The following is a 13,219-nucleotide window of genomic DNA, read 5'->3' on the forward strand; positions in this document are numbered from 1 at the left end:
TGCAGCGGAGCCAAGGTGGCTGCTTGGCCGTCTGTCCGCTAAGCTGATGACAACAACGATGCAGGAGCACCATGATGACTTCAAAAAAAATCCAATGCGATGCCCGTCTTACCGTAGCGGGCAAAGAGTACCATTACTGCTCGCTGGCTAAAGCCACTGAAACCCTGGGGGATATCAGCCGGTTGCCTTTGTCGTTGAAAGTTCTGCTGGAAAACCTGCTGCGCCATCAGGATGGGGTGACGGTGCAGTACGATGATCTGACGGCAATGCCGGCCTGGCTACAGGATAAAAGTTCCAGTCGGGAAATTCAGTACCGGCCAGCCCGGGTATTGATGCAGGATTTTACCGGGGTGCCTGCTGTGGTGGATTTGGCTTCAATGCGCGATGCGGTGACCAAAGCTGGTGGCGATCCGGAACTGATCAACCCATTATCGGCGGTGGACCTGGTGATCGATCACTCGGTGATGGTGGACAAGTTCGCCAATGCGAACGCTTTTGCCGATAACGTGGCGCTGGAGGTCGAGCGCAACCGCGAGCGCTATGCCTTTTTACGCTGGGGCCAGAAAGCCTTTCGCAATTTCCGGGTGGTGCCGCCTGGCACCGGCATTTGCCACCAGGTTAATCTGGAATACCTGGCCAAAGTGGCCTGGACCGAAGACAAAGACGGCGATACCTGGGTCTACCCGGATACGCTGGTGGGCACCGACTCCCACACCACCATGATCAATGGCCTGGGCGTGCTCGGCTGGGGCGTGGGCGGCATTGAAGCCGAAGCCGCCATGCTGGGGCAGCCGGTGTCGATGCTGCTGCCGGAAGTGGTTGGTTTTAAACTCACCGGCAAGATGCCGGAAGGCACGACGGCTACTGATCTGGTGCTCACCGTTACTCAGATGCTGCGGGCCAAGGGGGTGGTGGGGAAATTTGTCGAGTTTTTTGGCGAGGGCTTGGCGCACCTGCCGCTGGCCGATCGCGCCACCATCGCCAATATGTCTCCGGAGTTTGGTGCCACCTGCGGTTTCTTCCCGGTGGATGAAGAAACGCTGAAGTATCTAGAGCTGTCCGGCCGCTCCGAGCAGCAGATTGCCCTGGTGAAAGCCTACTGCCAGGCGCAGGGCTTGTGGCACGATGTTAGCAAGGAGCCGGTCTTCAGTGCTGTGCTGGAGCTGGATCTTGCCACGGTAAAACCAGCGCTGGCGGGGCCAAAGCGGCCGCAGGATAAAGTTGCCCTGCCTGATATCAAAGGGGTGATGCAACTGGAAATCGAGCAACTGAAGAACAAACAGGCTGCGGTTGCCATAGACGGCATGGAGCATGCGCTGAAGCACGGTGATCTGGTGATTGCCGCCATTACCTCCTGCACCAATACCTCTAACCCCAGTGTGATGATGGCCGCTGGTTTGGTTGCCAAAAAAGCCATTGAGCATGGCTTAGAGGTAAAACCCTGGGTGAAAACATCCTTAGCGCCGGGCTCCAAGGTGGTGACCGATTACCTGGATAAAGCCGGCTTAACCAAATCGCTGGAGCAGTTGGGCTTTCACCTGGTCGGCTATGGCTGCACCACCTGCATCGGCAACTCCGGCCCTTTGCCGGATGCCATCAGCGATGCCGTCGAACAGGGCAATCTGACCGTGGCTTCGGTGCTGTCCGGCAACCGCAACTTTGAAGGCCGTATTCACCCGCAGGTCAAAGCCAACTGGCTGGGATCGCCGCCTTTGGTAGTGGCCTATGCCCTGGCCGGCACCATGCTGATCGATTTGGCGGAGGATCCGATTGGGCAGGGTAAAAATGGCCCGGTTTATTTAAAAGACATCTGGCCGAGCCAAAAAGAAATCGCCGAGGCGGTGGCTCTGGTGGATGGCGCTATGTTCCGCAAACAATACGCCGATGTGTTTAGCGGCGATACTCATTGGAAAGAATTGCCGGTGACTGAAGGACGCACCTACCATTGGGATAACCGCTCGACCTACATTCAGCAGCCGCCATTTTTTGCTGATTTTGGTGAAAAGGTGCAGATTGAGCCGATCACCGATGCCTATGTGCTGGCGCTCTTTGGCGACACCATCACCACTGATCATATTTCCCCGGCCGGGGCCATCAAAGCCAGTTCGCCGGCCGGCCGTTATCTGAGTGAGCAGGGGGTGGCTGAGGCGGATTTTAACTCCTATGGCTCGCGCCGCGGCAACCATGAGGTGATGATGCGCGGCACCTTTGCCAATATCCGCATCCGCAATCAGTTGCTGCTGGGGGTGGAAGGTGGCGAGACCAAACACTTTCCATCCGGCGAGCAACTGGCGATTTACGATGCGGCCATGCGCTACCAGCATGACAAACAACCGTTGATTGTTCTTGCCGGCAAGGAATATGGCACCGGCTCCAGCCGCGACTGGGCGGCCAAAGGTACCCGTTTGCTCGGGGTAAAAGCTGTCATCGCTGAGAGCTTTGAGCGCATTCACCGCTCCAATCTGGTGGGCATGGGCGTGCTGCCGCTGCAGTTTAGCGACGGCGAAAACGTTGAGGTGTTGCAACTGACCGGTGAAGAGCGCTTCAGCCTGCCAGAGCTGGGCGACGATCTGGCGGTTGGCCAGTTGCTCACCGTCGAAGCCAAACGGGCCGATGGCAAAGTAAAACGCTTTCAGGTCAAATGCCGCATCGACACCGACAACGAGCTGCAGTACTTCCGCAGCGGCGGCATTCTGCAGCATGTGCTGGAGCAGCTATTGCAAAGATAGCGGGTGATTGCCACTCTTGTGGCCATTTTTGTTGACCCTAAAAAGCAACTTATTCGTTGCTTTTTTTGTTTTTGGCAACTAATATGTTTCTTATAGTGTAAAAGCAACTTATATGACTACTTAGATGGCATCTTTACTTCAGCAGATAAAGCAGCGCCGGGTAACGCTTGGTCTTAAGCAGAACGATATGCTGCTGCGTGTTGGTATATCACGCCAGCAATACCAACGACTCGAATCCAAGGGAAACCCCAGGTTGGATACGTTGGAGCTAATCGCGAAGGGCTTGAACAGTGAGCTTCTGCTGATCCCAAAAGATAAGCTAAGTGCCGTACTGGCGGTGTTGGAGCAAGAGCCTTCAGCATTTGGTCTAAGCACTTCAACACCAGAGCACGAGCAGATCAAGAAAAGTCTCGCTGATGACCCATGGCAGGATATATTGAGGGATGGCCAGTGAACGCCAGTCAAGCAGAGGAGGTCAAGGTACTCAGGCTGAGCTTGCATAACCGCTTGGTAGGCTACTTGGTTGGTTATCAGGGCGGCAGAAATAGTTTAAGTTTTGCTGAGTCGTTTAAGCACGATATTCATCGACCAACATTTAGCTTGATTACCCACCCCGTTTTTCCTAAAGCTGAAAAGTTGATGTCAGAACCCTGGTTGAGAAACCAAAGGTTGCATCCTACCCTGTCTAATTTGCTACCAGAAGGAGCTCTGCGGGAGTTGATTGCGCAAGGATTTAAGGTTCATACCGATCAGGAGTTCCAGCTCCTTACCTATTTGGGAGCCGATTTGCCTGGTGCTTTAGTTGCTGAGCCTATGGAGCCAGAAGAGGTGCCAGCGACGGTGCTTAATGCGCATGGTAAGGTAAGAGCGGTAAAATTTGACCTCAGCGCAAAGGAAAACAAGTTTTCGCTGGCCGGGGTTCAGATGAAGTTTTCCATGAAGGAAAGGGACGGGCGATACACGCTTGCCAATGGAGATATTCTGGGGGATTGGATTGTAAAGACTCCATCGACCCGACACAAAGATGTCCCCTTGAACGAGTATACAGCGATGCAATTAGCAGCATTGGTTGGTATTCATATCCCTGAAACCAAACTGGTTGAACTGAATAAACTGGATAATCTGCCGCAAATAAACCTGCCGGGGGAAAAGCTGGCTTTTGCGATCAAGCGTTTTGACCGCGAGCAGGATCGGCGTATTCACATGGAAGATTTCGCCCAGGTATTGGTGAAGTATCCTCACGAAAAATACAACTCGGCAAGTTATGAGCAAATCGGCAAGATTCTTTATGACTTTTCCGGCGACGGACTGGCTGATACACAACAGTTTGCCAGACGATTGTTGGTGAATATTCTGCTTGCTAATGGTGATGCGCATCTGAAAAACTGGAGCTTGCTCTATAGCGATCAAGTCACGCCAAGGCTTTCCCCGGCCTACGATATCCTAACCACCAGTGTTTATATGGATGGTGAAAAGCAGTTTGCGCTTAATTTAGGCAAAACCAAAGCCTGGTACGACGTTTCTCTGGCGAATTTTCAATGGTGGGCAGACCGAGCAGGGATCCCATGGCGGGCTATCAAACCACACCTGGATGATGTGATAACAAAGGCTAGAGCCTTGTGGCCAGAAGCCATCAAGGATCTGCCAATGAATGGCGAGCACCAGCGTCAGCTAAAAGAGCACTGGCGAAATTTACCCAAAGACTTTCAGATAAAAGCTGATTAGGTTGAGTGCAACCTATCCCAGTCGCAAAGCCACGAAGCAGTAGCTAAGGAGGGCCAAATGAGCCACCTAAAACTGGATCAAGACGACGCCGAGCTGTTGCTCGACCTTGAAAGTGACGACTTCAAGTCGGTTTTGACGCCCGAACGGCGAGCGGAATTGTCTGCTGCGGCAGAGCGTACGGTTCGAAAAGACAAGCGTATCAATATCCGTATTTCTGCCCGGGATTTAGAAGCGATTCAACGCAGGGCGTTGCAAGAAGGCATGCCCTATCAGACCCTGGTTGCCAGCGTACTTCATAAGTATGTTTCCGGCGGTTTAACCGATGTGGTTGCCAGCAAAGTGCGTGAGCCTGCAGGCAAGTACAGCAAAGATTAAAGACCGGCAGCCGTGTTGCATGATCGGCTGCAGTCTCGGATCCATCCCATTCCCTGTTAGCCCTGAATGGATTGAGCCTCAGTTTCGCTAAGCGCGGCGCTGCTGCGCTGAAACCACCAGCTAAGCAGCACCAGACTAAAGCCAAGACCAATAAAGGACAGTGCACGTAGCACACCGGACAAACCCGCCAGATCGAACAGGAACACCTTCAGCGTCACCAGACTGAGCAACACAAAGCCTGCTTTGCGGATCTGATGCCAGCGCATTCTTTGGGCGCTGAGCACTGTGGCAATAGCCAGCAGCAAATACACCAGGGAATAGCTGAAATGCTCGGCCATTGAGGTCGAGAGCTCGATGCCAATGCTGCCGTCTTGCCAGAAATGCCGGATGCTGGCGCTGATAAACAGCAGTGCACAGCCGGTGGCCACCACCAGCATCAGCTTTCGCAGCTCGGCTGGAACCAGGCGGGCGGCCTGGAAGCATAGCAGGGCAGGTATGCCCCACAGCGGCAACAACTGATTCCACAAAGGCCAGTTACCTAAGGCAGCATTGGTAATCAGGGGGTTGGCATCCAGGCTCAGATAGCCATGTGTTAAGGCAGCAAAACCCAGCAACACCATAGCTGCAATTTGATACAGTTGCTGCAAAGAGCCGGCCAGACTACTACGCCACAAATAAAGGTTGGCCAGTAGCAACCAGTTGCAAGCATGTACAGCCAGTGTCAGGGGGGATAAGCTGGCAGGCTCAAACAACACAGAAAGCGGTGAGCCTGCAGCCAGCCAGTACTGGGTTTGCACCGTCACAAAGAGCACCAGCACATGCAGACAGGCCCCTTCCAGCCAGGGGATCAGTTCGTTGTTTTGCCACAGGATGCGCGCTACAACAAAGCACATCAGCACCACCGGGTAGAGCACAAAGGACCAGTGCAGCCCCAGCAGGGTCAGTTGCTGATAGCTATCGAGCACGGCGGCGCCGGTCAGGCGCAGCAGCAGCAGACCAACCAGCAGTTTGATCAGCCAAAGCGGGACCGGTAATTGCTGCTTGCGACTCAGTAGGGTGATTAGCACCAACTGCACTGCGATGGCGATGGTGAGCGCTGCTGTGCTGAGCAGCAACACCAAACAGAAGGTCAGCGCAAAATTGGCGCCGGCACTATGGATAAAAGCCCGCAGCGGCAGCCTGCTGCGGCGGCCAAGCAGGGCTTGCACAATGCTTAGCACAGCTGCATACCCCAACCATAGTGGTTGCAGCTGCGCTTGCACCTCCGGGGCAGCAATAGCATAACTGATACCCAGCATCAGCACCGGTGCCACGGCCAGCACACTGTGCCAGTGCAAACGATCTGCGCGCAGACTGCCACCCAGTAAGGGGAGGATACTACACCACAGCACTAAGATCTGTGCTGGCAGAAGCTCCGGGCTTAGCAGAAGTGGCAGAGTGGTATCCACCAGCGCATGCACCGGCTGGCGCAGCAGATAGCCTGATGCCAGCAGCAATGTACTCCACAGCCAAAAGTCCGTCCGGCTATGACTAAAGGCGGCGGCAGACAACAGCAGCATCAGCAGCAACAGGGCACTGAAATTCACCGCTGCCGAGGTCAATAACAGCACCAAGAGTGCCAGTAGCAGTAAAAGGCCGCCCAATACATCTTCACGGCGCAGCGGCAGCCACTCGGCCAAAGGCAAGTGAGCCAGTTGCAGGCTGCGTGCGCGATACCCCAGTTGCGGCCACCATACCAGCAGTGCAAAGCTGAGCCCCAGCACCAGCCAGCTGAACCAGAGGGTACTGCTGGTGGCCGCAACAAAGCTAACCGCCAGCCAGAAGCCATGGCCTGCCATCGGCAAATACCAGAGCCAGGGGCGCTTGACCCGCTGTTCCACCAGCACGGATGAGACGGTGACCAGGGCAATATAGAGCAGTAGGGCAATGGTATTACCGGTGTCCTGTGCGACCAGAGCAGGCACTGCGTAGGCACCGACAATGCCAAGCACCGCCAACACCGGCCCCTGGCGCAAAGCAAACCAGCTGGCAGCCAAGGCCACCCCGGCCAGCAGCACAAAAGCCAGCCACAGCGGCAGCAACTGATAATACTGCGCCGCCGTTAAAATACAGGCGTACAACGTAATAAAACCAGCGCCAGCCAACGCGGCTGGTGCATAGTGCTGCAGACTGGAGCGCCTTTGGTCTTGCTGGTGCAGCCATTCGCTGAGTGCTATTAAGGCAAAGCCAAGCAAGGCTGCAGCAATTAAACGCAGCTCAGCGGTAAACCAGCCGGCATCGAGCGAATGACGCACCAGAAACACGCCCCCCAGCGCCATGGCAATGCCACCCAGCCAGACCATACCGCGTTGAATTAATTGTTGCTCCAGCCAGTTCAGGCTTGTTGCCAGCCATTGGTTGTTGCCTGACGCTGGCGTAGCGCTGGCAGCTTTTGTGATTGTGGGGCTGACTGCAGCTTTGGTAACCGATGCTTCGGTTGCTGGCTTGCCTGGTATGGCTGCTGCTGGCGAAGCTGGTTGGATGGCAGTGTTGTGAACGGTTGGCTGTGGTTGGGATGATGGTGCCGCAGTTGGAGTAGCGGATAGCGCTTGCCCGCTGGCCGGCTGATTTTTAAGTTGCTGTATTAACTGCTGCAACTGCCGGCGAACCGTCTGTAATTGAATAAAAGCCACCCAGCCAAAGACCGAGCCTGCCAACAGACCCAAGGATAACAGCACCAACAACAATTCCATCGACAACCATCCAGTGGTAACAATTTTGTCAATTGCTCAGCATAAGTAGATTTAGAGCTGGGCGCAATTGGAAACTTAGCGGCAGCTATCTTTTACCCACTGTAAGTAATCGGCAAAGCCAGCTTCTATCGGCAGTTGGATTATCTCTGGGGTATCATAGCTGTGCAGCTTACAGATTTCGGCTTGCAGCGCCGGGTAGCAGTGGCGGGTGGTTTTGATCAGCAGCAGAATCTCGCTGCTTTGTTCCAGCTTTCCTTGCCAGACGTAGTGACTGCTGACGGCTTGCTGCTGAATGCAGGCCGCCAGCTGTTGCTGCAGCAGTGCTGCGGTGATTTGATCGGCTTCCTGCTGATTAGGGCAGGTTGTCATCACCAGGCAGTACTCAGCCACTTACACCTCCAGATTGTCCAGCAGTTTGGTTTTGCCGAGCCAGGCGGCGGCCAGGATCACCAGGGGTTGCTGCCGGTGTTCCGCTGGCAATAAGCTGCTGCGATCGCTGATGGTCAGGTAGTCCGGTTGAAAGCCGGCGGCTTTAAGCTGGGCCTTGGCCGCGGTTTCGATGCTGCGAAAATCGGCATCGGTCGTTTTGATCCGTGTTGCCACCTGTTGCAGCACCTGTTGCATAACCGGCGCCTGAGCGCGTTGCTCTGCGCTTAGATAGCCATTGCGGGAGCTCAGCGCCAAACCATCGGCTGCGCGCTCGGTTGGCACACCAATAATCTTGATAGGAAAGGACAAATCCTCCACCATCTGACGGATAATCGCCAGTTGCTGGTAATCTTTTTGCCCAAAGCAGGCGATATCCGGTTGCACCAGATTAAACAGCTTGCAGACCACAGTGGACACACCACGGAAGTGCCCGGGCCGGCTGGCACCGCAGTGATGATCGCCCAGTTTGGGGACTTCAACAAAGGTTTGCTCGCTTAAGCCGCGCGGGTAAATCAGCTCTGGTGTTGGGGTAAAGACCGCATCGGTCTGCAGCTGCTGCAGTGCCTGGCAGTCGTCGTCCAGCGTACGTGGGTAGCTGTCCAGGTCTTCATTGGCCCCAAACTGCATTGGATTGACGAAAATACTAACGATGACCCGCTCAGCATGCTGTTTCGCTACTTCGACCAGGCGCAAATGGCCCTGATGGAGGTTGCCCATGGTGGGGACAAAGGCGATGCGCTCACCAGCCTTACGCCAGCTGGCAATCTCAGCCCGCAGGCTGTCGATGGTGGTTAGGATCTTCATAGTTTATTGGAAAGTATGCTCGGCAGCTGGGAAGCTTTGGCTTTTGACATCGGCCACGAACTGGCGGATGGCTGAGCGGATTTCACCGGTTTGCTGCAAAAAATTTTTCGAAAATTTTGGTATGTAGCCACTGCTGATACCAAGCAAGTCGTGCATCACCAGCACCTGACCATCGGTACCTGAGCCTGCACCAATACCAATCACCGGAATACTAAGTGCTGCGGTAATGCGATTGGCCAGCTCGACCGGGATGCATTCAAGGACCAGCAACTGTGCTCCGGCCTCTTGCAGTGCTTTGGCTTGACGCAGCATGGCATCGGCTTGCTCGTTGCTGCGGCCTTGCACCTTGTAACCACCGAATATGTGCACCGATTGCGGCGTTAAACCCAAGTGACCACACACCGGCACACCGCGCTCGGTCAGGGCTTTGACGGTAGGCAGTAAAAAGTCACCGCCTTCGAGTTTGACCATATTGGCACCGGCCTGCATCAGCGGGGTAACGGAAGCAAAGGCCTGCTCGGTGCTGGCGTAACTCATAAAGGGCAGATCGGCAATGACAAAGGCATCGGGTGCACCAGCGCGCACACAGCGGGTATGGTAAGCGATGTCCTGCACCGTGACCGGCAGGGTGTCACGATGGCCTTGCAGCACCATACCCAGTGAGTCGCCAATCAACAGCACTTCAACGCCTTCATCGGCAAACAGCTTGGCAAAGCTGGCATCGTAGGCGGTTAAGGAGGTAATTTTATCGCCTTGCTGTTTCATTTTTTGCAGTACGGCGGTGGTAATTTTAGCCATTTATCTGCTCTGACCTCTTTCAATCAATCCGCTGCGCACCTTGTCATAAAGCGGGGTGCGCTGCAAGTCTGTTTTAACAGGGGGCCGGAGCCACCACCGCTAACCCACGGTGCGGTACCTGTTGACACAAGCTGTTAATGCTGCGGCCATCCGGTAACTGCAAGTCGGCGGCTATCTCCTGCAAAGGGTAGAGCACAAACTCGCGTTCGGCCAGGCCGTAATGGGGTACCGTCAGACGTTCGCATTGCCATTGTTCATTGCCATAGAGTAACAGATCCAAGTCCAGCGTGCGGGGCCCCCAACGCTCGTCTTTGCGAACCCGGCCTTGCTGCTGTTCAATCTGCTGCAAGGCATCCAGCAACTGCAATGGGGACAGCTCCGTATAGAGTTCAGCCACCGCATTGACATAATCGGGCTGATCCTGCGGCCCCATGGGCTTGGAGCCATAAAGCGAGGATACCCGGCCAAGGGTACTGTCCGGCACGCCAGCCAGCGCGCTGATGGCCGCACGAACCTGACCCATAGGGTTGTTAAGATTGGCACCCAGGCCAATAAAGCAACGTTGCTTACCCAAAGCATTCATGGTTTCGGCTGACTGCTGCGCTTGCGTTTGTAATTGCGACGGCGCCGCGGTTTGTTCTCGCCAGCGGCGGGGCCGGCTTGTTGCAGCATTTGCTGCTGGCCGCTCTCGTTTTCCTGCTGAAAACGTTGCCACCAGTCGGCATGTTGTTGCAAGTCGCCGCCTTCGGCTTTGGCCCGCAGCAGCAGGAAATCGTAACCGGCACGGAATTTTGGCAGTTGCAGTAAAGTCAGTGCCCGCTTGCCGCGACTACGGGCCAACCGGCTTTGTAGCGACCAGATATCCCGAGTCACCAGGCTAAAGCGTTTTGGCAGCGCAATGCGTTGCTGCAAGTCACTTAAGATCTCAGCCATGGCAATATTAAGTGCATCCACCGGTGGCAGGCCGCTTTCCAGCTGCAGGGTTTGGCTGCGGATCTCGACCGGATACCACAAGAAGGCGGCAAATAGGAATGCCGGGGTGACCGGTTTATCATCGGCCACCCGTTGATCGGTATCCTGCAGCGCCTGGCTAACCAACTGGAAGACTTTGCCTTCTGGCTCCTGGGCAATGGCTTTGTGCAAGGATGGCAGCAATTGCTTGATGATGCCGTATTGCTTCATCAGCATAAAGTTGTCGAAGGCCTTGCCGGCCATAAATAGTTTCAGGAACTCTTCAAATAAACGGGCTGGTGGTATGCTTTTTAGCAAGGACGCCAGCTGCGGAATAGGCTCGGCGGTCGCTGGCGCTATCTGCATATTGAGTTTGGTGGCAAAACGGATGGCACGCAGGATCCGTACCGGATCTTCCCGGTAACGGGTTTCCGGGTCGCCAATCAGCTCAATTTTACGCTCGGCAATGGCCTCGATGCCATTGGCGAAATCCAGCACTTCAAAGTGGTTGATCGAGTAGTACAGCGCATTGATGGTGAAATCGCGGCGCTCGGCATCTTCTTCGATGGTGCCGTAGACATTATCACGCAGGATCAGGCCTTCTTCGCTGGCTTTGGACAACTGATGCTGGCCTTCTTCATTTTCATCCGGCTGGCTGTGATGACCACGGAAGGTCGCAACTTCAATCACCTCGCGGCCAAACAATACATGCGCTAGTCGGAAACGCCGGCCAATCAGCCGGCAATTGCGAAACACCTGCCGGACTTCTTCCGGTTTGGCATTGGTGGCCACATCAAAATCTTTAGGTTCCAGCCCCAGCATCAAGTCGCGAATGCAACCACCAACCAAATAGGCTTCAAAGCCGGCATCTTTTAAGCGGTACAATACTTTCAGCGCATTGGGGCTGATTTGCTTGCGGGAAATCGGGTGTTGGTCGCGGCTAAGCCGCTTAAGCGGAGGCAAAACGCTATGGGTGACCAAAGCAGCTTGTTTTTCAGCTTTTGCGCCTTTGCGCAGATTGCGCCGGCAAAAATCGAGCACACGGGAAATAATGGCAAGCTCCTGAATCGTGTTAAAGGCTGCCTTGGCAGCATTGAGTCATTTAGGCTGTTATTTTACCGCATTTTTTTCCAAACCGTGCAATAAAAACGCATCAACTCTATCAATTGAGCAGGATTTCTGTCTGTTTGGGCACCTGTTCCAAGCGCCAGTGATTGACGGCAAAGGCAATCAGCTCAGCTACGGAAGCGGATTCCAGCTCAGCGGGTGTCGGCTGCCCCAGATACTGCAGGGCCTGCAGCAATAAGGGCACCGCCTGGCTGGCATCCAGTGCCGGCGCATGATTTTGCTTACTGAGCTTATGGCCAGGGCTGCTGCTGGCCAGTGGGATATGGCCATAAACGGGGGCTGCGGCGCCAAGCTGGGCAAACAACCGTTGCTGGCGCGTGGTCATGTTGAGTAAATCAGCGCCACGGATCACTTCTGTCACGCCCTGATCCATATCATCGACCACCACCACCAACTGGTAGGCAAAGAGGCCATCCCGGCGTTTGATGATGTAGTCTTCCTGGCAAAACTGCGGTTCCAGTCGCTGTTTACCCAGCACCAGATCGTCAAACTCAGTAGCTATCGAGGAGCCGCACAAGCGCCAGGCCAGTGGTTTTGGATGTTTGGGATGAAGCTGGCGCTGACGGCAATGGCCATTGTAGAGGCCACCCTTGGCAGCAATGGCTTTGCGCGGGCAATCACAGCCATAGAGCAAACCCTGCTGGTACAGCTGGTCAAAAACTGCCTGATAACGGGCCTTGCGCTGGCTTTGGTACCAGATAGGACCATCCCACAGCAAACCAAACTGCTCCAGACTGCGCAAAATGCTGTCGGCGGCACCAGCCTGGCTGCGTGGCTCATCAATATCTTCCATCCGAACCAGCCACTGACCCTGATTGGATTTAACCTGCAGGTAACTGGCAAGTGCTGCTACCAGTGAACCAAAATGCAGCGGGCCGGACGGGGATGGAGCAAACCGGCCCACAGGAGGAGAGGCAAGCGTTGGCATCTTAGCCGCCGAGTTGCTTTTCCTTGATTTCTGCTAAGGTTTTGCAATCGATGCACATATCGGCGGTTGGGCGCGCTTCCAGCCGTTTGATACCGATTTCAATACCGCAGGTGTCGCAGTAGCCAAAATCGTCGTCTTCGATTTTTTGCAGTGTTTTCTCAATTTTCTTCAGCAGCTTGCGCTCACGATCGCGGGCGCGCAGTTCCAGACTGAACTCTTCTTCCTGAGCAGCACGGTCAACCGGATCCGGAAAGTTGGCGGCTTCGTCGGCCATGTGGGTCTTGGTACGATCCACTTCTTCGCGCAACTGCTGACGCCAGGCATCCAGAATTTTCCGAAAATGCTCCCGTTGCTTGGAGTTCATGTACTCTTCGCCCACAGCCTCCTGATAAGGCTCCACTCCGGCTAAGGCGAGCAGCCCCAACGGTTTGTTTGCTTTGCCCTCTGGCATAGTCATCTCCTGTACAATACAGCCAAGCAAAAATGGCGGATATTCATAACAGAATATCAGGCACATCGCAAATTAAAGACGCAGAAGTATACAGAGTGAACATCCGCCCGTCATCTGTTTTCGTTGCCGAAACTGGACCGATGTTGATGGATCTGACTTTTGGTCGCAG

The 13,219-nt window shown here is 54.8% G+C and carries 12 protein-coding genes; 4 read left to right on the forward strand and 8 right to left on the reverse strand.

The features are described 5' to 3' along the window. Window positions 1-71 precede the first annotated feature (71 nt). The 4 genes from acnA to QWF21_RS03640 all read left to right on the forward strand — a co-directional run bounded on the left by acnA (window position 72) and on the right by QWF21_RS03640 (window position 4,829). Entirely contained in the window at window positions 72-2,729 is a 2,658-nt protein-coding gene (gene acnA / locus QWF21_RS03625; protein ID WP_330086676.1) for an aconitate hydratase AcnA, read from the forward strand. A gap of 124 nt (window positions 2,730-2,853) precedes the next feature. Further along, window positions 2,854-3,183, forward strand: coding sequence for a helix-turn-helix transcriptional regulator (locus QWF21_RS03630; protein WP_330086677.1), 330 nt, complete (start codon window positions 2,854-2,856; stop codon window positions 3,181-3,183). Further along, entirely contained in the window at window positions 3,180-4,454 is a 1,275-nt protein-coding gene (locus tag QWF21_RS03635) for a type II toxin-antitoxin system HipA family toxin (protein ID WP_330086678.1), read from the forward strand. Before QWF21_RS03630 ends, QWF21_RS03635 begins: the two co-directional genes overlap by 4 nt. 57 nt (window positions 4,455-4,511) lie before the next feature. Continuing rightward, entirely contained in the window at window positions 4,512-4,829 is a 318-nt protein-coding gene (locus tag QWF21_RS03640; RefSeq protein WP_330086679.1) for a hypothetical protein, read from the forward strand. Between the two features lie 56 nt (window positions 4,830-4,885). On the opposite strand, the gene QWF21_RS03645 is transcribed toward QWF21_RS03640, so the two are convergent. From QWF21_RS03645 to dksA, 8 genes are all read right to left on the reverse strand, one after another. Continuing rightward, a complete protein-coding gene (locus QWF21_RS03645; protein ID WP_330086680.1) occupies window positions 4,886-7,561 on the reverse strand; it encodes a DUF2339 domain-containing protein in 2,676 nt (891 codons plus the stop codon). Between the two features lie 75 nt (window positions 7,562-7,636). Beyond that, window positions 7,637-7,951, reverse strand: coding sequence for a divalent-cation tolerance protein CutA (gene cutA / locus QWF21_RS03650; protein ID WP_330086681.1), 315 nt, complete (start codon window positions 7,949-7,951; stop codon window positions 7,637-7,639). Then, window positions 7,952-8,794 carry a pantoate--beta-alanine ligase gene (gene panC / locus QWF21_RS03655; protein ID WP_330086682.1) on the reverse strand — a complete coding sequence of 281 codons (843 nt, stop codon included), beginning with the start codon at window positions 8,792-8,794 and terminating at the stop codon, window positions 7,952-7,954. A gap of 3 nt (window positions 8,795-8,797) precedes the next feature. Further along, window positions 8,798-9,592, reverse strand: a complete 795-nt coding sequence (gene panB, locus QWF21_RS03660) for a 3-methyl-2-oxobutanoate hydroxymethyltransferase (protein WP_330086683.1) — start codon at window positions 9,590-9,592, stop codon at window positions 8,798-8,800. A gap of 73 nt (window positions 9,593-9,665) precedes the next feature. Continuing rightward, window positions 9,666-10,175, reverse strand: coding sequence for a 2-amino-4-hydroxy-6-hydroxymethyldihydropteridine diphosphokinase (gene folK, locus QWF21_RS03665; RefSeq protein WP_330086684.1), 510 nt, complete (start codon window positions 10,173-10,175; stop codon window positions 9,666-9,668). Then, on the reverse strand, window positions 10,172-11,584 hold the full coding sequence (gene pcnB, locus QWF21_RS03670) for a polynucleotide adenylyltransferase PcnB (RefSeq protein WP_330086685.1): 1,413 nt from the start codon (window positions 11,582-11,584) through the stop codon (window positions 10,172-10,174). The genes folK and pcnB overlap by 4 nt, the downstream gene beginning before the upstream one ends. Window positions 11,585-11,705: 121 nt before the next feature. Then, window positions 11,706-12,599, reverse strand: a complete 894-nt coding sequence (gene gluQRS, locus QWF21_RS03675; RefSeq protein ID WP_330086686.1) for a tRNA glutamyl-Q(34) synthetase GluQRS — start codon at window positions 12,597-12,599, stop codon at window positions 11,706-11,708. 1 nt (window position 12,600) lies between these two features. After that, on the reverse strand, window positions 12,601-13,050 hold the full coding sequence (gene dksA / locus QWF21_RS03680; protein ID WP_330086687.1) for an RNA polymerase-binding protein DksA: 450 nt from the start codon (window positions 13,048-13,050) through the stop codon (window positions 12,601-12,603). Window positions 13,051-13,219: the final 169 nt, after the last annotated feature.

The organism is Alkalimonas mucilaginosa, assembly GCF_036327005.1.
GTDB classification, from domain to species: Bacteria; Pseudomonadota; Gammaproteobacteria; order Enterobacterales; family Alteromonadaceae; genus Alkalimonas; species Alkalimonas mucilaginosa.

Excerpts from the sequence above, each read along its gene's own strand:
- acnA (WP_330086676.1), top strand. The coding sequence starts at position 72 with ATGATGACTTCAAAAAAAATCCAATGCGATGCCCGTCTTACCGTAGCG.
- QWF21_RS03630 (WP_330086677.1), top strand. The coding sequence starts at position 2,854 with ATGGCATCTTTACTTCAGCAGATAAAGCAGCGCCGGGTAACGCTTGGT.
- QWF21_RS03640 (WP_330086679.1), top strand. The coding sequence starts at position 4,512 with ATGAGCCACCTAAAACTGGATCAAGACGACGCCGAGCTGTTGCTCGAC.
- QWF21_RS03645 (WP_330086680.1), bottom strand. The coding sequence starts at position 7,561 with ATGGAATTGTTGTTGGTGCTGTTATCCTTGGGTCTGTTGGCAGGCTCG.
- panC (WP_330086682.1), bottom strand. The coding sequence starts at position 8,794 with ATGAAGATCCTAACCACCATCGACAGCCTGCGGGCTGAGATTGCCAGC.
- panB (WP_330086683.1), bottom strand. The coding sequence starts at position 9,592 with ATGGCTAAAATTACCACCGCCGTACTGCAAAAAATGAAACAGCAAGGC.
- folK (WP_330086684.1), bottom strand. The coding sequence starts at position 10,175 with ATGAATGCTTTGGGTAAGCAACGTTGCTTTATTGGCCTGGGTGCCAAT.
- gluQRS (WP_330086686.1), bottom strand. The coding sequence starts at position 12,599 with ATGCCAACGCTTGCCTCTCCTCCTGTGGGCCGGTTTGCTCCATCCCCG.
- dksA (WP_330086687.1), bottom strand. The coding sequence starts at position 13,050 with ATGCCAGAGGGCAAAGCAAACAAACCGTTGGGGCTGCTCGCCTTAGCC.